This window comes from Marinomonas aquiplantarum (assembly GCF_003314975.1).
Classification (GTDB): Bacteria; Pseudomonadota; Gammaproteobacteria; order Pseudomonadales; family Marinomonadaceae; genus Marinomonas; species Marinomonas aquiplantarum.
Genome location: NZ_QNRF01000017.1, coordinates 1 through 21,999, shown reverse-complemented (window position 1 = coordinate 21,999; position 21,999 = coordinate 1). Strand labels below are relative to the sequence as shown.

Below are 21,999 nucleotides of genomic sequence, written 5' to 3'. Positions count from 1 at the left end.
ACAATACCGTCTCTACATGACTCTTTACATAAAGAAGACACATTATACGAGAAATTCGCTTTTTTTCGCACCCCAAAAAGTCAATAAAAGTAATAGGATTAGTTTATAGTTAGCACAAGTGATCTGGTGACCACTGACATTCAAGTTCACCATGGATACTATAAGTGGCTTAAAACGATATTGTTAAGGAATTTCATGCTATTTGGTTTTACCCCATCATCGGCTCAACGCTCAACGGCATCGTACACTCGAGCTAAGTGGTGGCTAGTGTCTTTCTGTTTACCCTTTTTGTTTGCTTGTAGCCAAACTCGCCCACCAGAAAGTACCGTGTTTCAAGAAACAGCTAATGACCAAACGCAACGCCATGAAGAAAGCCAAATCAGTGATTTACTCAAGGCCGAATTCACTCTACAACGAGAAGGCCCCAATAAAGCTTACGACAATTTTTACAGCATAGCCCAAGAATCAAAAGACCCTACCTTCATTGAACGACTTGTTCGTATCGCCGTCGCGTCCAGAAACAAAGTCTACATAGAGCAAAGTGCCGACCTATGGCGCTCTGTTGAACCAACATCAGAACAAGCCTACTCACTCGCCATGCAAGTATATGCGCAAGGTGAACGGCCAAATGACATCGCCAAGCTACTTGATACGGCAATGCTAAATCATGTTCCCTTACGCTTTTTCCCTCTGTACCTTGAAGACAATGTACGTGACAGTCAGGTGATGGATACATTAGAAAGCGCCATCAAAATGGCGTCTCCTTTAACTCAAAAAAATCAGTTTATTCGCTTGAGCCAAGCCCATTTGTGGTTACTATCAGGTCAATATGAACAAGCCCGTCAACAGGCAAACGCTCTTATAGAAGATCCAAGTACAGAAAAAAGTGAAGCCTTATACTTGATACTGGCGTACAGTGAAAAGAATCAAAATCAATCAGACAAAGCCATCTCAACACTTACAACGGCTAATCAGATCTATCCACAAAGCGTCAACATCCTAAGCCCATTATTGAGCCTATTGGTCGAAAACGAACAAGCTCAAACAGCCATTAAACTATTAGACAACGCTTCACTCAGCGAAGACGACAAACTTCAAGCCTGCCTAAACTTAGCGCGCACGCTACTCGAATACAAACAACCAGAGTTAGCCTTTAACGTACTTAACGGGCTCCCGCAACAAAGAGGTTTTCGCAATCAAATACATTATTTGCAGGCCATTGCACTAGATGAATTAGGTCGTCATAACGATGCCATTGAAATAATGAATAAAGTCCATGGAACGTTACAAAGCAGTGCCACCAACCAAATGGCTTTGTGGCTTTATGATCAAGGCAGACAAAAAGACATTAATGATTTAGTACTCACTCGAACCAATCGTGAATACCTACCAGAACAAGTCACCACCATTAGTCAGCTTCACCAAGAAAAAGGCCAACCTATGCTGGCCTATGATCTATTAACAAAAGCCGTCGACTTATTTCCAGAATCAGACGAATTACGTTATCAAAAGTCTTTGTTTGCTGAACATTTAGGCTATTGGGACATCACCCTTGAAGAGCTCAACAATTTATTAGAAAAACACCCTGACAATGCTCAGTATCTAAACGCGCTGGGATATACCTTATTGACTCGTACCGACCAGCTAGATAAAGCGATGATCTATATCGAAAGAGCCTATGAACTCTCAGGTGATGATCCTGCCATCATAGATAGCTTGGGATGGGGCATGTTTTTGAAGGGTGAATACGAGCAATCTTCCTATTACCTTGAAAAAGCTTGGTCCATTTTACAAGATGCCGAAATTGCGGCTCACTATGGTGAATCACTATGGCGACAGCGTCATTACGATCAAGCACTTAGCATTTGGGAAACGGCCTTACAACAGTCGCCGAACGCCACTATTTTATTAGATACCATCAAGCGCCTTTCACCGTCGCTGCTTGAAAACCACCAACAGGATGAAAATTCATGATGTACCGATTGACCAGCCTATTGGCCTTGAGTCTTGTTCTTGCTGCCTGTAGCACTCAACCCAAAGGACCTATTGTGCCACCACCACAAAGCGTGAGTGCAATTAAGCAGTGGGAAACCTCTGGTCGAGTTGGAATACGCACCCCTGATGATGCCATTTCAGGTAACTTTAATTGGCACCATACTCCTACTACTTTCTCGTTAAATATTGTCGGTCCATTTGGTCAAGGCGCAACCAAACTCAGTCAAAGCCAAGACAACACAGTGACCTTAACGTATGAAGATAAAACCATTACGGGCCAAGACCCAAGTCAGCTTCTTTACAACGAGTTAGGGTGGGATTTCCCAATTCAACAAGTGACATACTGGATTCGAGGAATGGCATATCCAGAGACAGACGCAAACATTGAACTGGATGAGGAACAGCGCCTCAAGTCGATCGAACAAGATGGCTGGCTGGTGAACTATACTCGCTTCACCGACGTTGACGGATTAGAACTGCCACAAAAAATCCAAGTCGCTAAACCGCCCTTCAAGGTCAACCTTATTATCAATCAATGGACCATTCAGTAAGTACTATGCAATTACCATCCCCCGCAAAACTTAATCTCTTTTTACACATCACAGGACAAAGAGACGATGGCTACCATGAACTGCAAACTGTTTTTCAGTTCATCGATTTATGTGACACCTTAACGTTTCATCTAAATACACTTGATGACATAGTAATCACTCCCGTTATATCGGAATTACCTGTCTTTGATAATCTGATCTACAAAGCCGCTCAGCAACTGCTTCCTTATCGGAAACATTCTCAATGGGGTGCCGACATTCATCTTGAAAAATGCTTACCCATGGGCGGCGGTATTGGTGGTGGTAGCTCCAATGCAGCCACGACGTTGTTAGCACTTAACGAATTATGGGAATGCGGATTATCTCATCAACAGTTGGCTGACATTGGCGTAACATTGGGCGCCGACGTCCCCATTTTTGTTATGGGGTTTGCGGCCTTCGCAGAAGGGGTTGGTGAGAAGCTACAAGCGGTTCAACCAGCAACTCCTTATTATTTGCTTTTAAAACCCGATTGCCATGTGACAACTGGTCAAATTTTTACCGATAAACATTTGACAAGAGACACCCCTCCCATCAAAATATCGCACGCCTTGAAGCTGGGTGGGCACAATGATTGCTTGGACGTGGTCAGAAAGCACAATCCCGAAGTCGATGAAGCGTATTTATGGCTGAAAAACCATGGCGATGCGAAATTAACTGGGACTGGAGCTTGCCTCTTTATTGCCTTTGATAATCAGCAGGATGCAGAGCGAGTAAAACGATTAGTACCATCAAAATGGCAAGCTTGGGTTTGTCTTGGATGCAATCAATCTCCTACTCATGAAGCGCTAAACCAGTGGATTAAGCAACACAAAGACAAATAGTCATTTTTTTGTCAGACCAGTCTATTACATCGCTATGAAAAACAAAGGGTATACACAGTGTCCAAGTTGATGGTTTTTACCGGTAATGCAAACCCTGAACTCGCTCGCAGGGTGGTACGCCGCCTAGGACTACCCATCGGTAACGCAACCGTTGGAAAGTTTAGTGACGGTGAGATTACGGTTGAGATCAATGAAAATGTACGAGGTAAAGACGTTTTTATTATTCAGTCTACCTGTGCGCCTAGTAATGACAATCTCATGGAACTGATTGTGATGGCCGACGCTTTGCGCCGTGCCTCTGCAACACGCGTGACCGCAGTTATTCCATATTTTGGATACGCTCGCCAAGATCGTCGCGTACGCTCTGCACGAGTGCCAATTACAGCGAAAGTGGTCGCGGATATGATTTCGGCAGTCGGCATTAACCGTGTACTAACCGTCGATTTACACGCGGATCAGATCCAAGGCTTTTTTGACATCCCTGTGGACAATGTCTATGCAACGCCTTTACTGCTAGATGATTTGCAACGTCAAGGCCATGAAAATATTACTGTCGTCTCACCAGATGTGGGCGGTGTGGTTAGAGCAAGAGCTTTTGCCAAATTATTAGAAGACGCGGATTTGGCTATCATCGACAAACGTCGTCCGCGCGCCAACGAAGCTCAAATCATGCATTTGATTGGTGACGTTGAAGGCAAAACATGTGTCCTCGTAGACGACATGTGCGATACCGGTGGTACCTTATGTGCCGCAGCAAAAGCACTAAAAGAACACGGTGCAGCAAAAGTACTGGCTTATTGTACTCACCCGGTTTTATCCGGCAAAGCCATTGAAAACATTAAGAATTCTGTGCTTGATGAATTGGTTGTCACTGACACCATTCCATTAACACAAGAGGCGCTTAACTGCCCTCAAATTCGCCAATTGTCGATGTCTGACATTATGGCGGAGGCTGTTCGTCGCGTTTGCAACGAAGAGTCAATCAGTGCCATGTTTGGGGCCTAAAACCAAACATTTACGCTCGGAACGGGTCGCAGTTTTGGGCACAAACTTTGATTATTATTAGGAAAATATCATGTCATTATCTATTAATGCCGTAGCACGCTCTGAAGAAGGTAAAGGTGCGAGCCGCCGCCTTCGTAACCAAGGTCTAGTACCTGCTGTCATTTATGGTGGCGACGCTGAGCCAGCTTCTATCTCTCTAAAAGACAACGAACTTCTTAAAGCCGTTTCTACACCTGGCTTTTTGACATCTGTTGTTGAAGTAACTGTTGATGGCAACGCTCAAAAAGTACTAGTTAAAGCATTGCAACGTCACCCAGCAACGGGCGATGTTATGCACATGGACCTACAGCGTGTACAAGAAGATGCAGTGATCACAACTCGTGTTCCTTTAAGCTTCATTAATGCCGCTCAAAGTGACGGTGTTGCTAAGCAAGGTGGTCGTTTGACTATCGAAGCTAAGCTTGCTGAAGTTCGTTGCCTACCTGCAAATCTACCTGAAGTATTGGAAGTAGACATTGCAAAAGGTCAACTTGGTGACATCTTCCACCTATCTGACGTTATTGCTCCAGAAGGCGTTGAGTTGATTTCTTTGTTGAAAGGCGAAGATCATGACCAACCAATCGCTCGTATTGGTAAAGCTAAACGCTAAGCATTGAAGGCAGTATTGTGGCAGGTTTCAAATTATTAGTCGGCTTGGGAAATCCAGGCAGCGAATACGAGAACACTCGCCATAATGCTGGCGCTCAATGGATTGAGACACTGGCTCGTCAGAGCCAGTGTCTTCTTCGTTTAGAAAAGAAATTTTTTGGTCAATTCGGAAAAGTTTCTATAGCTGGTGAAGAATGTTATTTATTGATTCCCACCACCTATATGAATTTAAGTGGCAAAGCGGTTCAAGCTGTCTGTCAATTTTATAAAATCCCTCCTGAAGAAGTCTTAGTCATTCATGACGAACTGGACATTCCACCCGGCTCAGTGAAGCTAAAAAAAGGTGGTGGTCATGGTGGCCATAATGGTTTAAAAGACATCATTGCAAAACTGGGCAATAACCGAGAGTTTGGGCGTTTACGAATTGGTATCGGCCACCCTGGCCATGCCAGTCAAGTAGCGAATTACGTACTTAAAAAAGCCGCACCGGTAGAATACGCTAAAATAGAACAAACCATTGACGAATCATTGCGCTATGTAAATGACATTGTTTCAGGCAATTTAAATGCCGTAATGAACCAACTACATAGCTTCAAAGCATAAACACACATATATTAGGAATTTCATTATGGGCTTTAACTGCGGCATCGTAGGTCTACCTAACGTTGGTAAATCCACTCTATTTAATGCATTAACCAAAGCGGGCATTGGCGCTGAAAACTTCCCGTTCTGCACCATTGAACCCAATGCTGGTGTGGTCGCCATGCCAGACCCACGACTCGACGCATTAGCCGACATTGTTAAACCGGAAAAAGTTCTGGCGACAACAATGGAATTTGTAGACATTGCAGGTCTAGTAGAAGGCGCCTCCAAAGGGGAAGGCCTAGGCAACAAGTTTCTTGCAAACATTCGTGAAACGGATGCAATCGCGCACGTTGTTCGCTGCTTTGAAGACGACAACGTTATTCACGTATCGAATCAAGTAAACCCAAAAGCCGATATTGAAGTCATCAACCTAGAATTGATTTTCGCGGACCTTGAATCCATTGAAAAGCAAATCGTCCGCACGGCCAAAAATGCCAAAAGCGGTAACAAAGATGCCATTGCACATAAAGCCTTTTTAGAATCTGTTAAACAGCACTTGGAAGATGGCAAACCAGTTCGCGTTATGGAACTGAGTGATGATCAGGCGAAAGAAATTAAACAACTTCACTTACTGACCACCAAGCCAACTATGTACATTGCCAATGTGTCTGAAGATGGCTTTGAAAACAATCCACACCTTGACGTGGTCAAAGAAATTGCCGCTGCCGAAGGCGCTATGGTAGTACCAATTTGTAACCAGTTAGAAGCTGAAATCTCTGAGCTTGATGCCGAAGAGATGCAAGACTTCCTAGACGAAATGGGCATGGAAGAACCCGGCCTTGACCGAGTCATCCGCGCAGGCTATGAACTATTAGGCCTACAGACCTACTTCACAGCGGGTGTAAAGGAAGTTCGAGCTTGGACAGTAAAGCAAGGTGCAACAGGACCTCAAGCCGCTGGTGTGATCCATACGGACTTTGAGAAAGGCTTCATCCGTGCTGAAGTGGTTAGCTATGATGATTTCATTCAATATAAGGGTGAGAGCGGAGCAAAAGAAGCCGGCAAGTGGCGCCTAGAAGGTAAAGATTACATCGTAAAAGATGGCGACGTGATGCATTTCCGTTTTAATGTTTGATTAATTGGAAAACATTAAAGAAAACACTTGACCCATGAATGGGTTATATGAATAATATCGCGCCACAGAGACAGAGTATCTTCTTAGAGGATTTGTTTTTGTGTTGTCTGTTGGGGTGTAGCCAAGCGGTAAGGCAACGGGTTTTGATCCCGTCATGCGTAGGTTCGAATCCTGCCACCCCAGCCACAGACAAACGGCTATGTAGCTCAGTTGGTTAGAGCACATCACTCATAATGATGGGGTCACTAGTTCGAATCTAGTCATAGCCACCAACTTTTAAATAGAGTATTGGGGTATAGCCAAGCGGTAAGGCAACGGGTTTTGATCCCGTCATGCGTTGGTTCGAATCCAGCTACCCCAGCCACTCTTATTTCAAAGGCTATGTAGCTCAGTTGGTTAGAGCACATCACTCATAATGATGGGGTCACTAGTTCGAATCTAGTCATAGCCACCACGAAAGATACACAATCTAATGGGGTATAGCCAAGCGGTAAGGCAACGGGTTTTGATCCCGTCATGCGTTGGTTCGAATCCAGCTACCCCAGCCATATTTCTTACTCGAATCCCCCTCCCTATACAAAGCATGCAATTTTTTTACTGGATTTTACCCCACTAAAATTTATAATTAGCTTTAACCGTCTAACGAGATATGGATACTGATTATGAAATCTGCACTTTTACTTTCCACCGCTTTGCTAGCAAGCGCTGCACAAGCTGATGTTTTAGGACTGACGGCTGAGGCTGGCTCTTACGTGACAAACGACGGTGAAGACTTCAACTCATACTTTGGTGTGGCTGTTGAACACCCAATTCCAGTTATCCCTAACGTTCGTCTGCAAAGCCAAAGCCTTGAAGGCAAAGTGGGTAGCACTACAGTAGACACGTCTTACAATGACTACACGCTTTATTACGAGTTTCTAGATGGCCTACTTTGGCTGGACCTAGACGCAGGTATCACACTGCGCAGCATTGATGGCTCTATCGGCTCAACAGATGTAAGTGATTCATACCCTCTAGGTTATGCATCGGCTTACGTTACTTTCCCAGGCACCAACCTATCTGTCGGCGCTGAATACAAAACTGGCGGTGGTAGCGATGCTGATATCACGGACACAACATTTAAAATCAAATATCAAGCTCTATACTTTGGTGGCCTAGAAGCGGGTTACCGTAAAGTTGAAGAAGACATTGATGATATTGATGGTTCTGCTTTTGACATCAAGTTTACAGGTGTCTTCATTGGCGCATTCCTCGACTTCTAATCCTGAAAGCGACTTTAAACTAAGTCACTGTTAAGGTTCATGACGTTGGCTTAAAAAAATCCCCAGCATCAAAGATACTGGGGATTTTTTTAAGCCAACGAAAAATTAGCCCTTAGTAAAGACGATATTACTCCCCTCTACATCCGCTAAGATCTGATCTCCCGTAACAAACTGGCCAGATAACAGCTCATTTGCCAATGGGTTTTCAATCCACTGCTGAATGGCACGCTTCAATGGTCGCGCTCCATATACTGGATCATAACCGACCTCTGCCAGACGCTCCTGAGCCTCTTCAGTAAGAGTTAAGCTCATACCCATCTCAGTCAACCTGTCGTTAAGGTGAGCTAACTGGATAGCAGCGATCCCTTTAATCTGCGAACGCATTAATGGGTGGAAAACAACCGTTTCATCAATCCGGTTAATAAACTCGGGACGGAAGTGCGTTCCGACCACTGACATCACCTTAGCTTTAATCTCATCATATTGATCATCAGACTGATATTCTTGAATCAGATCCGACCCCAAGTTCGACGTCATGACGATCACCGTATTTCTAAAGTCCACGGTACGACCCTGTCCATCTGTCAGACGCCCATCGTCTAATACTTGCAATAAGATATTAAACACATCTGGATGCGCCTTTTCGACCTCATCAAGCAACAACACAGAGTATGGTCGACGTCTAACGGCTTCGGTTAGGTAACCGCCCTCTTCATAGCCAACATACCCTGGTGGCGCACCAATCAAGCGCGCAACAGAATGTTTTTCCATGAACTCTGACATGTCTACTCGCACCATCGCTTGCTCAGTATCAAACAAGAACTTGGCTAAGGATTTACATAACTCGGTTTTACCAACACCTGTCGGCCCCAAAAAGAGGAAAGAGCCATTTGGCTTGTTAGGGTCAGCTAAACCAGAACGAGATCGTCTCACAGCATTAGAGACAGCTGAAACCGCTTCATTTTGCCCCATAACCGACTCATGCAATGCCTCTTCCATACGCAACAGTTTATCACGCTCACCTTCCAACATTTTATCTACTGGAATCCCTGTCCAGCGAGAAACCACCGTGGCGATTTCCTCTTCTGACACATGTCGCTTCAATAGGCGAGTTTCGGTGTTCTCTTCCTCTTGACCCGCTTTTTCAATTTCCGCTTCCAGCATTGGAATCACACCGTATTGCAACTCCGACATTTTCGCCAAATTGCCATTACGACGAGCCTCTTCCATTTCATGTCTGACGCCTTCCAACTCTTCTTTCAGCTTTTGCGCGCCATGCACAGCTGCTTTCTCTGCGTTCCAAATCTCTTCCAAGTCAGAAAACGCTTTCTGTAAACGATCTATTTCACTGCCTAATTCATCCAAACGCAGTTTAGAAGCCTTATCTTTCTCTTTTTTAAGCGCTTCTTTTTCAATTTTTAATTGAATAAGTCGACGCTCCAATCGATCCATGTCTTCTGGCTTAGAGTCCATTTCCATACGAATACGACTGGCGGCTTCATCGATCAAATCAATGGCTTTATCCGGAAGCTGTCTATCCGTAATATAACGCTGAGATAATTTCGCCGATGCGATAATGGCGGAATCAGTGATATCAACGCCATGATGTACTTCGTATCGCTCTTTTAAACCACGTAAAATGGCGATGGAATCCAGCACACTTGGCTCATCCACCAGCACTTTTTGAAAGCGTCTTTCAAGTGCTGCATCTTTCTCAATGTATTGACGATATTCATCCAATGTCGTCGCACCAACACAATGAAGCTCACCTCTTGCCAATGCTGGCTTCAGCATATTACCGGCATCCATTGAACCTTCGGATTTACCCGCACCAACCATGGTATGAATCTCATCAATGAATAAGATTACCTGCCCTTCTTGTTTAGACAGCTCATTCAACAATGCTTTTAGTCTTTCCTCAAACTCGCCTCGATATTTAGCTCCGGCAATTAACGCCCCCATGTCTAGAGACAAGACACGCTTTTTCTTTAGTCCTTCTGGCACTTCACCATTAATGATACGCTGAGCCAGACCTTCTACAATGGCAGTTTTACCTACACCCGGCTCACCAATTAATACCGGATTATTCTTACGACGACGCTGCAAGACCTGTATCGTACGACGAATTTCATCATCGCGACCTATGACTGGATCCAAACGACCTTCAGCCGCCCTTGCTGTCAAATCAACCGTATACTTGTCTAGGGCCTGACGACTTTCCTCAGCATCAGGATCATTTATCGAATCACCGCCGCGAATGCTGTCTACCACACTAATAATGTCGGCTTTGGTAACGCCAGTATCTTTGAGGCTTTTCGCTAAATCATCTTTACCATCAAACATTGCCAGCAAAACAAGCTCTGAAGAAATATATTGATCTTTACGCTTCTGCGCTTCTTTGTCTGCTAGGTTTAATAAACGTCCCAATTCTGGGGACATTTGTACATTGCCATCATGATCCTGAACCTTTGGTAGGCGACTCAGTAATTCATTTAAACCATCACGGAACTTAGCGACAGGGATACCCGCCTGCTGAAGGATTGGACGAACGCCACCACCTTGCTGATCAATCAGAGCGATCATTAAATGCAAAGGCTCAATATAAGAATGATCTTGTCCGAGCGCTACGGACTGAGCGTCAGAAAGAGCCAACTGTAATTTACTTGTTAATCGGTCAATACGCATAATCTGACATCCTTTAAATAAATAAGGTCAAATAGTTCATTTAAGGACTTAATGGTTATCAAAAAACACTTTTCAAGACAGAGGTGTCATTTTTTTGACACCCATCAATAAAATGTCACTTTTCCGCCTCGATCCAAACAACGGAAGCCATTCTTCCGGTCTGCCCATCACGCCGGTACGAAAAAAACCGCTCTTCCTCGGTATAGGTACAATAATCGCCACCGTATACTCGCTCAACCCCAACCATTTCTAGGCGTTGTCGCGCCAAGGTATACAAATCCGCTAACCACTTTCCTTCTGAAGTCGGCTTAAACGCCACATGCGCATTTGCCTCCTGTTCACAAAAAGCTTCATATACCTCTTGCCCCACTTCAAAAGCATTCGGCCCAATAGCAGGTCCTAACCACGCCATAACCTGCTTAGGATCAGTAAACTTAGCCAGCGTGGTCTCTAAAACACCAGCACACAAACCGCGCCAGCCAGCATGTGCTACCGCCACCTGCTGACCTGCCAAATCACAAAAAAAGACAGGAAGACAGTCTGCTGTTAATACCGCACACACTTGCCCTATTGACTTAGAATACGCCGCATCTGCCGAATCAATTTGCTCTTTCGTTGGCAAGGTCACCACTTCAGTTCCATGAACCTGATTCAGCCAAACAACACTGCCAGGCATATTGATTTTCTGAGCAAATGTCTCTCGATTGGTCTCCACAGCTTGCGGCTCATCACCAACATGTGCCCCTAAATTTAAAGTCGCAAATGGTGACTGACTAATGCCTCCCTCTCGAGTAGACACAAAACCTTTAATAGAAGATGGCGCCGGCCAATTTGGTGTAATATAAGACGCTCCTGACATAAAAAACTCCTTTCATGTCATAATAAAAAAGCAGCCTTAGCTGCTTTATTTAAATTTAATAGTATTCCGAGTCCTCACTGCCGGATTCCTGCATGTCCCGCTTTAGCGCGTCCAGCAGATGCTGCATATCATCCGGTAGATCAATTTCCCATTCCATCCATTCACCAGTAGTAGGATGGGCCAATTCTAGCTTTTTCGCATGCAACGCCTGACGACGAAAGTCTCTTAGGGCTTCTTGCAATTCAGGCGAGCAAGCCTTGGGCATTTTTAAACGACCACCGTATTGCGGGTCACCCACCAAAGGATATTGGATGTGAGCCATGTGCACACGAATCTGGTGCGTGCGCCCCGTCTCCAACTTCAAACGAATATGGGTGTGATTTTTATAGCGATTCACTAAACGATAGTGCGTTACAGCGTCTTTGCCATTAATGGGTTCAACAGCTTGTTTTTGACGGTTATGAGGATGGCGCCCAATCGGCTCATCCACAATCCCGCCACCAGTCATGACACCAATACTAATGGCCTCATATTCTCGCCCCATGCTGCGTTCCTGCAGCTGAGCAACCAAATCCGTTTGTGCTACAAGCGTTTTAGCCACAACCATTAAGCCTGTTGTCTCTTTATCAAGACGATGAACTATCCCAGCTCTTGGGACGTGCGCCGTTTCTGGCGCATGATGAAGTATCGCATTCATTAAAGTGCCATCGCGGTTACCGACCGCGGGATGAACCACCAAACCAGCAGGCTTATTGATGATCATAATATCTTCATCTTCATAAACGATATCAAGATCCATTTCCTGTGCTTGATGTTCTTCTTGTGCTTCAATCTCAACATTCAAACTGATAGTTTCACCACCAAAAAGCTTCTCTTTTGCTTTTGTAGGTTGACCATCTACTAAGATGACCCCTTCTTTTATCCAAGCCTGAATACGAGAACGAGAATAGTCACTAAATAAATCTGTGGCAATCTGATCAAATCGACTTCCTCCCAAATCAAACGGAACTTGGGCTTCTTTTACTATGCGCTCTGCCATACAATACACTTTAACTAATTGTTTTCAGTCCATCCCAATGTAAATATGATGTCTGAAAGTGAATAAAAATGTGTAGCAACTTGCACCGAGTTAGGATTCGCAATATAACGCTACGAACGCCAAACAAGGCCAATCAACTACATCAAGGTTTTGATTATACATGGGATTTTACCACTCATTACTCCGATTCACAGGAATAGTCGGTTTTTCTTTATTGACCGTTGCCTGTTCTAGCCAAAAAGTACAAGAACCAGATCTACCAGAGCGTGTTTATTATGATAAAGCACAGCAAGCTTTGTCTGAAAATCTACCTTCTACCGCCATTAAACATTTAAAAGATTTGGATTCACGCTACCCTTTTGGCAAATTTAGCACGCGTGCAGAACTCGACTTAATCTATGCTCAAATCGAAGCAGGGGACTTTATTGCTGCTCACGCTACAGCTGAACGATTTATCAAAAACCATCCAGATAATGATTCCATTGATTATGCCTACTATATGAGAGCCTTAGCCACGTACAAAGGCGCTGAGAGTTTACTTTCTCGTTATTTAGGCATGGATCCCAGCGAGCGAGACTCAAAAGAGCTCACCAAAGCCTTTAATGAGCTAGCGGATTTCTCTGCACGTTACCCAAAAAGTCAATATGCACCTGATGCAAAAGCCAGAATGTACTTTTTAAGAGAAATGGTTGCCCGTCACGAATTGCAAGTAGCGCACTACTATATGAAGCGAAAGGCACCCATTTCAGCCTTACGTCGCGGCCAAGAAGTATTACAGCACTATCCAAGCACCAACTCTGTAGAAGAAGCTTTAGCCGTTACTATTCAAGCCTATCAAGACCTGTCACAGGAAAAGTTAGCAAAACTAAACCTTGATATATTGAAAGCAAACTTTCCTACTTCTAAATATATAGATAATCAAGGTAACTTTATTCGGTTTAAACTACCAAATGATGCCGACCCTGGTTTTTGGTACTGGGTTTCATTTGGCTTAATTGATTAAAAAACATATTTAAAAAATTTGCCCTATTGGCAAAATGGGAACAAGACATCCTCTTGACCATTTTGCCAAGCAGGTAATTTTTTCATAATGATATCCGTAAAAAAATCTTCTTTTATAAATGAGTCAAGCCATAATTTTAAATTATCGTATTCAGATATTTCAAACCAGCTTTTATCAACATTAGAAAATTGCCTAATAAAAGGAAAAATAGCGATATCAGCCAAACTCATATCATCACCTAATAAATACCGACATTTCCCTAACCGTTTGTTCAAACGTTTAATAAACACTTCTGCATTCTGTCGATATTCCAACTCCGTTTTCTCGGGGTAGCGATCGGCATATTTGTATCGATCCAACCAATACTTAAACCGGTTATCGTTACAAGCAATCCAAGTGTTTATTTTTTTCTGTCGCACAGCAGAGTTAGGCCAAAGCCGTTCTGCCTGCTCTTTTCGAATTGTCTGCTTTATAGCCCAAAACATAACATCCAGACTTTCAGGATAACGATTTCCCTTATCATCAAGCATTTGAGGCACAGTGGTTCTGCCTCCTAACGCCAATAAAGCAGAAGGCTTCGACTTCAAATCAACCTCTCGAAGAACCACCTCACACCCCAAAAAAGCTAATACATAGCGAGCTCTAATAGCATAAGGGCAACGTCTAAAGGAATACAAAATAGGCATGGAACAATACACCAATGAATCAAAAAAAAACCATGTTGCCTAAAGCATTCAATTAGAATGACTTAGGCAACATGGTTTCGTGTTTTATAATGACAAATTATGTCAATTATACAATCGTAACGTTTTCTGCTTGAGGGCCTTTTTGACCTTGAGTTACCTCAAAAGTTACTTGTTGTCCTTCAAGCAAAGTTTTACGGCCTGTACCATTGATAGCTCTGAAATGAACAAACACATCAGCACCACCTTCACGCTCAATAAAACCAAAACCCTTCTCGTCGTTAAACCATTTAACAACACCAGAAACTAACTGATCAGACATAATAACCTCGTTATTATAAATAATATCCATTAAATAAAATCGATTGTTCCATAATTTTAAGAAACAACTTAATGTTAAGTTTACATAAGATAATATGTACCTTAATAAAATTAACAATCAACAGATAATATGATGTTACAAAAAAAATAGAAAGCCATTCGAATATAAGTATTGTTAAAAAAAGTAAACTGACTTTACAACTCACTTCAATGAGCCTAGTGAAGGTGCGAACAAGTCCTCTTGCCTCAGCATGTGGGTATAAGCCTGTTGTTCGAGACGAGTGGCGAATGTGAATGTGAATCGTTGGCCTATTCGAAGTACTCAACAAAAAATAAAGGCTTTTAGACCTTGCCCTGCGAGTCTTAGTAGACCTATTCGCACCTTCCTTAGCATCCTAAAGCCCCAAACAGCCAACCCATATTAGGGCAAAGACAAAATAAAGCACCAAATAGAGGCATGAATGGAACAAGTATTGCATAAGATGACCCTGAACAAAGTATTTGTAATTGTTTTGGCCTTAAAAGCCTCAAGATAATGCAAAACAACAATAACGAAACCCCATTTTGGGGCAAAATAATACACAGGAGACACTTGTGACCCCCTTAAATAGTGCAGTGGAAACTCTGATTTCCAGCTCAAATACACTTTTCATACTTCTCGGCGCCATTATGGTGTTTGCTATGCATGCAGGCTTCGCTTTCTTAGAAGTTGGTACTGTTCGCCATAAAAACCAAGTCAACGCTCTCGTAAAAATCATGACCGACTTTGCCATATCGGCACTAGTCTATTTCTTAATTGGTTATCAAATTGCTTACGGAGTAAGCTTCTTTGACAGCGCTAGCGTCCTAGCTGAGAACAATGGATATGCACTGGTCAAATTCTTCTTTTTAATGACTTTCGCTGCCGCTATTCCGGCTATTATCTCTGGGGGAGTCGCTGAACGCGCCAAGTTTTACCCCATGTTAATTTCAGCAGCCATCATTGTTGGTGTGGCCTATCCATTTTTTGAAGGCTTAATCTGGAACGGTAACTATGGCTTTCAGACTTGGCTGGAGCGATCATTTGGTGCGCCTTTCCATGACTTTGCAGGATCTGTCGTTGTCCATGCCTTTGGTGGCTGGGTAGCTCTAGCGGCTATTATCTTGCTTGGCACACGTAATGGACGCTTTAAACAAGGGAAATTGGTCGCCTTCGCACCTTCTAATATCCCTTTCCTTGCTTTAGGAGCTTGGATTTTATGTATAGGCTGGTTTGGCTTTAATGTTATGTCCGCACAAACTCTGGATGGCATCAGTGGCTTAGTAGCCGTTAACTCATTGATGGCAATGGTCGGCGGCACATTAGCGGCGATGATTTTTGGCAAAAATGACCCTGGTTTTATACATAACGGCCCTTTGGCAGGCCTTGTGGCAATTTGTGCTGGCTCTGACATCATGCATCCTATCGGAGCATTGGCAACGGGCGTGGTCGCTGGCGCTATTTTCACCTTCCTTTTCACTTTTATTCAACAGAAACTCAAACACACAGATGATGTTTTAGGAGTTTGGCCTTTACATGGCGTATGTGGACTTTGGGGTGGCATCGCTGCTGGTATTTTTGGTCTTGAACAATTTGGCGGGTTAGGTGGTGTTAGCTTTTATGCACAAGTCGTTGGTAGCCTTCTTGGTGCGGCAGTAGCCTTGATCAGTGGATTGATCGTTTATGGGGTCATAAAATCCATCAGCGGCTTACGTTTGTCAGAGGAAGATGAATTTAACGGAGCAGATCTTGCGATTCATAAGATAGGATCAATTGGCAAAGAATAATTCGCAATACTAAACAACAAACCAAGAAGTAAGAAGTAAGAAGTCAATTAATTGGCTTTTTACTTCTCTCTCCTACAAAGCTCGCTATACTAGGCTTTTTTTGTGAGTAAATTGTATGAAACTGTGGCTCATAACCCACTCAGAAGAGCTGAAGAAAAGTACCGGTACCGGAAAATTAGTTAAGCAAGCCCTGCAACAAGATTGTGAAACCATAGAATGGTCAAGAGTTGAACCACACCCTGAAATCTTAGCACTCGATAAACAAAACACTTTATTAGTCTACCCATCCAATCAAGCCCAAGAACAAACTCAACCAATGATTAACCGACCTATCAAGCACCTCATTATCATTGATGGAACATGGCAGCAAGCTCGAAAAATATACAACCGCTCCCCTTATCTACATGACTTCACTCATCATGAAATTCGTGACATTCAATCAACATACACTAAACGTCGTAACCAAAAACAGACAGGATTATGTACGGCCGAAGTGGCGATTCATCTACTAACAGTGCATCAACACCCAGCCGCAACAAAACTACAAAAAGCGTATGATGATTTTAACCAGTAACTCGAACCCTGATGTCACCTAACCCTTCAATCCAGGCAAACATTTCGTCTCCTTTTATCACCGGGCCTACATTCTCAGGCGTTCCAGTCATGATTAAGTCTCCAGGACGTAATTCATACACCTCTGATAACTTGCAAATAACCTCTTCAATGGACCAAGTTAAGTGATCAACAGAACTTAACTGCTTAACATCACCATTTACTTTTAGTCCGATCTCCGCCTTACGCACCTTGGCATTTAATTCTGCACTTTTTAAGACGATAGGGCTGATGGGGGCAGACTCATCAAACGACTTCCCAACTTCCCAAGGTCGCCCTTTCTTTTTAGCTTGAGCCTGAAGGTCTCGGCGTGTCATGTCTAAACCCAGGGCATAGCCTAAGATGGCGTCTTCTGCCTCGTCAATAGACAACTGACTCCCCCCTTTCGCAAGCGCTACCACAAGCTCCACTTCATACTCCAGTTGAGACGTAGCTAACGGATAGCGAATCGAAGACTTCTCAGAAAAAGCGACTGGCGTAACGCAAGTAGCGTCTTTTTTAAAAAAGAAAGGCGGATCGCGATCAGGATCATCCCCCATTTCTCTTGAGTGAGCAGCATAATTTCGGCCAATACAAAACACTCGGCCCACTGGAAAAAAACGCTCATCACCTTCAATAGGCAAACTAGTTTGTTGCTGTACAGGCACTATATACTTCACATTACACACCTTATTGTTATTAAAAATGACCTGTTTTAAGCCAAATAAAGCACTCACCATCAACTCGCCAATCCATGGGCGAAAAGCTAGGCTCTCGAAACCAAACACCTGTAGACAGTGTGTGTTCTCCATAGCTCGCTTGTCCAGAGATCACAAAAACCTCAACCGCTTTAGACAAAGCCAATGTGGCTAATGTATTTTCACCTGACATTCGGATTAGATACACCCTTTCCTCACCATATTGATACAAAGGCAATATTGATGAGTCTTGTTGATACCAAATACTAGAAGCATCTAAGGAAACCTGATTTAAATCAGATGGATGAAATTGATGCAATTTTACAAACAGTAAACATCCCTCATCACTATGAGGAGCATGACTGGTCCCCGGGGGGTTACGAAAATAAGAGCCAGCCTTAAAATCACCAGATTCATCCGAAAACACACCGCTCAATACCAGAATCTCTTCTCCTAGAGGGTGAGGGTGAGGGCGAAAAACCGATTTTGGTTGATATTGCACTATGCTAGTCGCGTGACCTCTTTCCGCCTCTTCCCGCGCCAGAGGCTTCCTAAACACACCTGTCATAGGGCTACCAATCCACTCTTCTTGATTCGTATCTATAACGACAGTTTGAGCAAAATCCATATTGAGCATAAGCAACAACCAACTGAACAAAATACACTCAGTTTAACGGTTAGCTTAAATTGTAATCAAGTAAATCCGTAAAAGAATCAACTTATTAGAAATAAAAAAAGGCACCAAATGTTGCCACTTGGTGCCAAAAATGTTCCAACAATCCGCCTACAAGAGAAGAAATATGGAACCTTGAATGATCATACTTAACATAAGGTTCCAACTCGTAAATGAGTTGAAACCTTAGAGTAAATAAAATCAACTAACTGATTTTAGAAACCGTAGTAAACACCAACGGCTGTTTGAGTGTCTGTATCGCTGTTGTTAGCGTTTTCAAAGCTACCCACTTCACCGTAAACGTATACGTTAGACGCAAGGCTGTATGTCACACCAGCACCGTATTCGTTGTAATCATCACCTGCATCTGGAGAAACAGACTGTACAGACGCATACAAATCACCCGCGCCATAACCGTAACGAGCAGCAAGACCGATTACATCTTGAACATCAGAAGTCGTTTCAAATTTAGCAGTGACATTCAGATTAGATTGAAGTTCATAACCAGCAGACAAACCAACTGTTTCTTCAACATCAGTATAATTTCCGTTTTGGTCGTAACCTAGAGCAACGGTCAGGGCGCCAGTAGAGTATTTAACAACACCAGTTACACTTGAACCATCTTCAGTCTGAAGATCATCACCTGTTGCAGTCGGAATTGTTTCTCCATCACCTGTCACTTGTGTAGAAAGCTGAACTTCAAAACCATTCATTGATGGAGAGAAGAAAGCAAGAGTGTCACCTTCTGCTGTTGTTGTGGCATTGGTAAACCCTAGTTGCTCGAACTGATCTACAGAATCTTGGATAGCGTTGTTGTAGATACTGTCAAACGTACCCACTTGCACTTTACCAAATCCACCTTTCAAGCCAACAAAGGCCTGATCAAGACCAACACTAACATCACCACTTTTTTCATCTGCATCGGCTTCAAGCTCATATTTGAAGAAAGCCGTTAAATCATCATTAATTAGCGTTTCGCCTTTGAAACCAAATGTAGAACCGTTGTCAGCGAACTCTGATCCGGAATCAGTGTCTGTCAATGCGTACTGGATGTTACCGTAAACATCAACGGTTGAACCTTCAGCTGCATGAACGGATACAGACGCAAGGGCTGCACTAGATACAGCAATAGCAATAATCGATTTTTTCATTCTCGTTTTCCCTTTAATGTGTACATAGTTTCTTGTAGGCGCTTGATACGTGCAAGCAACAACAAAACAATCTAAAGATTCTGCAGAAATTAACAATACCACACACACTAATTGCATAAGCAATCCATTAACTATGCACACTTCATAACATCTGTTACTAAAAAAGGAAGGAGGCAAAAAAATGAATATCTTAAAAAGACATTAAAATCAGTAGTTTACAAAACTTAAAGAAAGAGAATATGGAGATAATAAGGAGTGAGGGCTAAACAAAAAAAAGAGGAATTGAAAGATAAGTGTAAAATCTTAATGAAATTAGCTCATAAACAACTAAAAATAGACAACCAAGGCTTTACTAAAGCAAAACCTTGGTACGAATTACCACATTAAATCATCAGGAATTTGGAAATCTGCATAAGGATCGTCATCAAGAGTTTCAACTCTGTTATTACAAACCAGAATATAGCTGTCATCACGCTCACTGATCTTCACTGCGGCAGGCTCCGGAATAATTTCATATTGACTGTCTAGCTTCGCAATTGCCAATCGACCACCACTCAAGTCATTATGCATACTCTGGCTAATATAAAGCTGCTTAACTTTTTTGTTATCGGTAAAATGATAAGCAATATCACCATCCTCTTTGACAATTCGATTTTGCAGAATCATCTGACGGATTTGACCATGAATAGCTTTGTTTTCAATGTCTTTTTGGCGCTGCAAGTTTAATTGACGATCCTTTTCAAGTTTCTCATCTCTTTGCCTCTTCAACTCAGCTGCACGCTTATCTTTTTCATCGTCAACGGCTTTACCGTTTTTTACTTTTTGCTTCTGCTGTAATTTCTCAGCCTTAATTTTTTTGGCTTTCTTTTTATCGACAATACCAGCACCTAAAAGCTGCTCTTGTAATGATTTAGCGGCCATCAGAACCTCCTTTAGAAAAAATCATACCTATCACCAAATTCATCATTCAGGTTTAATTGAGAACTCAAAATTTAGATACAAAAAAAGCGACTCGAGAGTCGCTTTTGTCAATCTATAACTAGATCAAATCTCTTAAAACGCTACCTTATAAAGGTGTTACGTTTTGAGCTTCAGGGCCTTTTTTACCTTGAGCTACTTGGAATTCAACTTTTTGGCCTTCAGCCAAAGTTTTGAAACCAGAACTGTTGATAGCAGAGAAATGAACAAATACATCAGGACCTTGATCCTGAGTGATGAAACCGAAACCTTTAGTTTCGTTGAAGAATTTTACTGTACCAGTTACTACGTCAGACATGTCTGTTTATCCTGTAGGTTAAGTTAATTTACACGGAAAAATTTCCGTTATAGTGCTAAAAAAACTCGGTATTACTTATGACTTAACAGGATCGAACATACTTAACGTAGTATTCGCAACTCTGGACATAAATATTGCCAACTCTTTTAAACGAACTTGATTGTAGTCCTCTTTTAACACTAGGGTCAATCAAGTTTTGAACAAATTTGCACCTATTTGTAAAACAACTGCCCTTTTCTGAGGCAAAGTCCCTAATTCTACTCTTTAGATCAAAAAACGAGCACTATTTTTCTCATAGCAACAAAATAACGGATCAGATAAGAATTCAACACAAGAGTGAATCTTGATACAAGTAAAAACAGAAATGCGTGCAATACTAAAATGCACTTAAAAGAAACACGCCAAAGCTAAACAAGTCGATGGCAGTGACACAGTTGAGATCGTGTTATGTCTGGATGACTTAGAAAACTGAAGACAAAGAAATGACGACCTATATAGGCCCTTTAGTTACAATAATTTGAGACAATGGTATCTCAGAGGGTCAGATACCTTTCCGCACATCAGGTTCTTTCCACTATTAACGGATTAGGAATTTGACCCTTGCCAATTCAACGACTGAATAAGTAAGATCCCAAGCAGCGTAAGCCTATGTCGAAGGCAGTGACGCAAGGCGTTGCTGTTTGGGATCGTAACTCTTCTACTTCTACCAAGTTGATCTATCGCTACTTTGTTATTTAGTTTGTTTTGATCGGAACAAAATAAATTTAACGAAAAAGAGGCGCTTATTAAAGCGCCGAGACACACTTCTAGGGACGGTATGTCCCTTGAAGACATAAGGGGAAGGAACAAGAGACTATATCCTAATACATGCCATCTTGGCATTGACGTCGCGCTGACGCGTTGAGCTTGCGAAACAAGCGCAAGCGAAGGCAATGGTAAGATGGCATTTCCTGCAGACAAAAGAAGTTACTATTACCATCGGCGATGGTATCTCAGGGGTCAGATCCCAAGCAGCGTAAGCCGCTGACGACGGCAGTGACGCAAGGCGTCGCTGGTTGGGATCGTGTTGTGTGGGGTGGGGCTGGTCTTAGAATACTGAGGATATTAGAGACGACCTCACAGATCTAAAGCTTCGCTTTATCCCCTACGGGCATCCTTCGGATGTCTTCC

The 21,999-nt window shown here is 42.8% G+C and carries 21 protein-coding genes and 5 tRNA genes; 16 read left to right on the top strand and 10 right to left on the bottom strand.

Features of this window, described 5'->3' with window-relative positions; translation table 11 throughout:
- The first annotated feature begins 195 nt into the window (after nt 1–195).
- The 13 genes from DFP76_RS17650 (at nt 196) to DFP76_RS17590 (ending at nt 8,044) form a co-directional block, all read left to right on the top strand.
- Nucleotides 196–1,974 (top strand): tetratricopeptide repeat protein, encoded by a 1,779-nt coding sequence (locus tag DFP76_RS17650; RefSeq protein WP_113875873.1) that lies wholly within the window; start codon nt 196–198, stop codon nt 1,972–1,974.
- Nucleotides 1,971–2,546, top strand: coding sequence for a lipoprotein insertase outer membrane protein LolB (gene lolB / locus DFP76_RS17645; protein ID WP_113875872.1), 576 nt, complete (start codon nt 1,971–1,973; stop codon nt 2,544–2,546). Before DFP76_RS17650 ends, lolB begins: the two co-directional genes overlap by 4 nt.
- 5 nt (nt 2,547–2,551) lie before the next feature.
- Entirely contained in the window at nt 2,552–3,409 is an 858-nt protein-coding gene (ispE, locus tag DFP76_RS17640) for a 4-(cytidine 5'-diphospho)-2-C-methyl-D-erythritol kinase (RefSeq protein ID WP_113875871.1), read from the top strand.
- A 57-nt stretch (nt 3,410–3,466) separates the two neighbouring features.
- Nucleotides 3,467–4,414 (top strand): ribose-phosphate diphosphokinase, encoded by a 948-nt coding sequence (locus DFP76_RS17635; protein WP_063334411.1) that lies wholly within the window; start codon nt 3,467–3,469, stop codon nt 4,412–4,414.
- Between the two features lie 70 nt (nt 4,415–4,484).
- Nucleotides 4,485–5,063 carry a 50S ribosomal protein L25/general stress protein Ctc gene (locus tag DFP76_RS17630; RefSeq protein ID WP_113875870.1) on the top strand — a complete coding sequence of 193 codons (579 nt, stop codon included), beginning with the start codon at nt 4,485–4,487 and terminating at the stop codon, nt 5,061–5,063.
- 17 nt (nt 5,064–5,080) lie between these two features.
- Nucleotides 5,081–5,665 (top strand): aminoacyl-tRNA hydrolase, encoded by a 585-nt coding sequence (gene pth / locus DFP76_RS17625; protein ID WP_113875869.1) that lies wholly within the window; start codon nt 5,081–5,083, stop codon nt 5,663–5,665.
- 25 nt (nt 5,666–5,690) lie between these two features.
- The gene (gene ychF / locus DFP76_RS17620) at nt 5,691–6,782 is read left to right on the top strand and encodes a redox-regulated ATPase YchF (protein ID WP_113875868.1); all 1,092 of its coding nucleotides are present in this window, start codon (nt 5,691–5,693) and stop codon (nt 6,780–6,782) included.
- Nucleotides 6,783–6,893: 111 nt separating this feature from the next.
- A tRNA-Gln gene (locus DFP76_RS17615) sits at nt 6,894–6,968 on the top strand.
- A 9-nt stretch (nt 6,969–6,977) separates the two neighbouring features.
- Nucleotides 6,978–7,054, top strand: a tRNA-Met gene (locus tag DFP76_RS17610).
- Between the two features lie 17 nt (nt 7,055–7,071).
- A tRNA-Gln gene (locus tag DFP76_RS17605) sits at nt 7,072–7,146 on the top strand.
- 13 nt (nt 7,147–7,159) lie between these two features.
- Nucleotides 7,160–7,236: transfer RNA gene (locus DFP76_RS17600), tRNA-Met, on the top strand.
- A 19-nt stretch (nt 7,237–7,255) separates the two neighbouring features.
- Nucleotides 7,256–7,330: transfer RNA gene (locus DFP76_RS17595), tRNA-Gln, on the top strand.
- Between the two features lie 114 nt (nt 7,331–7,444).
- Nucleotides 7,445–8,044 carry a TIGR04219 family outer membrane beta-barrel protein gene (locus DFP76_RS17590; protein ID WP_113875867.1) on the top strand — a complete coding sequence of 200 codons (600 nt, stop codon included), beginning with the start codon at nt 7,445–7,447 and terminating at the stop codon, nt 8,042–8,044.
- A 105-nt stretch (nt 8,045–8,149) separates the two neighbouring features.
- On the opposite strand, the gene clpB is transcribed toward DFP76_RS17590, so the two are convergent.
- The 3 genes from clpB to rluD all read right to left on the bottom strand — a co-directional run bounded on the left by clpB (nt 8,150) and on the right by rluD (nt 12,627).
- The gene (gene clpB / locus DFP76_RS17585; RefSeq protein WP_113875866.1) at nt 8,150–10,729 is read right to left on the bottom strand and encodes an ATP-dependent chaperone ClpB; all 2,580 of its coding nucleotides are present in this window, start codon (nt 10,727–10,729) and stop codon (nt 8,150–8,152) included.
- 115 nt (nt 10,730–10,844) lie between these two features.
- Nucleotides 10,845–11,588, bottom strand: coding sequence for a peptidoglycan editing factor PgeF (gene pgeF / locus DFP76_RS17580; protein ID WP_113875865.1), 744 nt, complete (start codon nt 11,586–11,588; stop codon nt 10,845–10,847).
- Nucleotides 11,589–11,643: 55 nt separating this feature from the next.
- Nucleotides 11,644–12,627, bottom strand: a complete 984-nt coding sequence (gene rluD / locus DFP76_RS17575; RefSeq protein WP_113875864.1) for a 23S rRNA pseudouridine(1911/1915/1917) synthase RluD — start codon at nt 12,625–12,627, stop codon at nt 11,644–11,646.
- A 160-nt stretch (nt 12,628–12,787) separates the two neighbouring features.
- Between rluD and DFP76_RS17570 the strand changes: the two genes are divergently transcribed.
- Nucleotides 12,788–13,630 carry an outer membrane protein assembly factor BamD gene (locus DFP76_RS17570; protein WP_113875863.1) on the top strand — a complete coding sequence of 281 codons (843 nt, stop codon included), beginning with the start codon at nt 12,788–12,790 and terminating at the stop codon, nt 13,628–13,630.
- A gap of 23 nt (nt 13,631–13,653) precedes the next feature.
- On the opposite strand, the gene DFP76_RS17565 is transcribed toward DFP76_RS17570, so the two are convergent.
- Both DFP76_RS17565 and DFP76_RS17560 read right to left on the bottom strand, forming a co-directional pair.
- Nucleotides 13,654–14,316, bottom strand: a complete 663-nt coding sequence (locus tag DFP76_RS17565; RefSeq protein ID WP_113875862.1) for a glutathione S-transferase — start codon at nt 14,314–14,316, stop codon at nt 13,654–13,656.
- A gap of 106 nt (nt 14,317–14,422) precedes the next feature.
- The gene (locus DFP76_RS17560; protein WP_063334426.1) at nt 14,423–14,635 is read right to left on the bottom strand and encodes a cold-shock protein; all 213 of its coding nucleotides are present in this window, start codon (nt 14,633–14,635) and stop codon (nt 14,423–14,425) included.
- A 593-nt stretch (nt 14,636–15,228) separates the two neighbouring features.
- Between DFP76_RS17560 and DFP76_RS17555 the strand changes: the two genes are divergently transcribed.
- Nucleotides 15,229–16,440, top strand: coding sequence for an ammonium transporter (locus DFP76_RS17555; protein WP_113875861.1), 1,212 nt, complete (start codon nt 15,229–15,231; stop codon nt 16,438–16,440).
- Nucleotides 16,441–16,555: 115 nt separating this feature from the next.
- On the top strand, nt 16,556–17,014 hold the full coding sequence (locus DFP76_RS17550; RefSeq protein WP_113875860.1) for a DTW domain-containing protein: 459 nt from the start codon (nt 16,556–16,558) through the stop codon (nt 17,012–17,014).
- On the opposite strand, the gene DFP76_RS17545 is transcribed toward DFP76_RS17550, so the two are convergent.
- The 5 genes from DFP76_RS17545 to DFP76_RS17525 form a co-directional block, all read right to left on the bottom strand.
- Complete coding sequence (locus tag DFP76_RS17545) at nt 17,004–17,711, bottom strand: fumarylacetoacetate hydrolase family protein (protein WP_245931973.1); 708 nt, start codon at nt 17,709–17,711, stop codon at nt 17,004–17,006. The genes DFP76_RS17550 and DFP76_RS17545 overlap by 11 nt on opposite strands.
- Before the next feature lie 19 nt (nt 17,712–17,730).
- Nucleotides 17,731–18,366: a cupin domain-containing protein gene (locus DFP76_RS17540; protein ID WP_245931972.1), complete on the bottom strand. Its 636-nt coding sequence runs from the start codon at nt 18,364–18,366 to the stop codon at nt 17,731–17,733.
- 251 nt (nt 18,367–18,617) lie between these two features.
- Nucleotides 18,618–19,670, bottom strand: coding sequence for a porin (locus DFP76_RS17535; protein ID WP_113875857.1), 1,053 nt, complete (start codon nt 19,668–19,670; stop codon nt 18,618–18,620).
- Nucleotides 19,671–19,928: 258 nt separating this feature from the next.
- Nucleotides 19,929–20,474: a DUF2058 domain-containing protein gene (locus DFP76_RS17530; RefSeq protein WP_113875856.1), complete on the bottom strand. Its 546-nt coding sequence runs from the start codon at nt 20,472–20,474 to the stop codon at nt 19,929–19,931.
- A gap of 145 nt (nt 20,475–20,619) precedes the next feature.
- The gene (locus DFP76_RS17525; RefSeq protein WP_013795215.1) at nt 20,620–20,829 is read right to left on the bottom strand and encodes a cold-shock protein; all 210 of its coding nucleotides are present in this window, start codon (nt 20,827–20,829) and stop codon (nt 20,620–20,622) included.
- Nucleotides 20,830–21,999 lie beyond the last annotated feature (1,170 nt).

Bases quoted from the DNA above. Each gene is read 5' to 3' on its own strand.
- DFP76_RS17590 (WP_113875867.1), top strand. From the start codon at position 7,445: ATGAAATCTGCACTTTTACTTTCCACCGCTTTGCTAGCAAGCGCTGCA.
- lolB (WP_113875872.1), top strand. From the start codon at position 1,971: ATGATGTACCGATTGACCAGCCTATTGGCCTTGAGTCTTGTTCTTGCT.
- DFP76_RS17535 (WP_113875857.1), bottom strand. From the start codon at position 19,670: ATGCAATTAGTGTGTGTGGTATTGTTAATTTCTGCAGAATCTTTAGAT.
- DFP76_RS17560 (WP_063334426.1), bottom strand. From the start codon at position 14,635: ATGTCTGATCAGTTAGTTTCTGGTGTTGTTAAATGGTTTAACGACGAG.
- DFP76_RS17550 (WP_113875860.1), top strand. From the start codon at position 16,556: ATGAAACTGTGGCTCATAACCCACTCAGAAGAGCTGAAGAAAAGTACC.
- DFP76_RS17540 (WP_245931972.1), bottom strand. From the start codon at position 18,366: ATGCTCAATATGGATTTTGCTCAAACTGTCGTTATAGATACGAATCAA.
- clpB (WP_113875866.1), bottom strand. From the start codon at position 10,729: ATGCGTATTGACCGATTAACAAGTAAATTACAGTTGGCTCTTTCTGAC.
- ispE (WP_113875871.1), top strand. From the start codon at position 2,552: ATGCAATTACCATCCCCCGCAAAACTTAATCTCTTTTTACACATCACA.
- ychF (WP_113875868.1), top strand. From the start codon at position 5,691: ATGGGCTTTAACTGCGGCATCGTAGGTCTACCTAACGTTGGTAAATCC.
- DFP76_RS17630 (WP_113875870.1), top strand. From the start codon at position 4,485: ATGTCATTATCTATTAATGCCGTAGCACGCTCTGAAGAAGGTAAAGGT.
- pgeF (WP_113875865.1), bottom strand. From the start codon at position 11,588: ATGTCAGGAGCGTCTTATATTACACCAAATTGGCCGGCGCCATCTTCT.
- DFP76_RS17650 (WP_113875873.1), top strand. From the start codon at position 196: ATGCTATTTGGTTTTACCCCATCATCGGCTCAACGCTCAACGGCATCG.
- DFP76_RS17530 (WP_113875856.1), bottom strand. From the start codon at position 20,474: ATGGCCGCTAAATCATTACAAGAGCAGCTTTTAGGTGCTGGTATTGTC.
- DFP76_RS17570 (WP_113875863.1), top strand. From the start codon at position 12,788: ATGGGATTTTACCACTCATTACTCCGATTCACAGGAATAGTCGGTTTT.
- DFP76_RS17525 (WP_013795215.1), bottom strand. From the start codon at position 20,829: ATGTCTGACGTAGTAACTGGTACAGTAAAATTCTTCAACGAAACTAAA.
- rluD (WP_113875864.1), bottom strand. From the start codon at position 12,627: ATGGCAGAGCGCATAGTAAAAGAAGCCCAAGTTCCGTTTGATTTGGGA.
- DFP76_RS17565 (WP_113875862.1), bottom strand. From the start codon at position 14,316: ATGCCTATTTTGTATTCCTTTAGACGTTGCCCTTATGCTATTAGAGCT.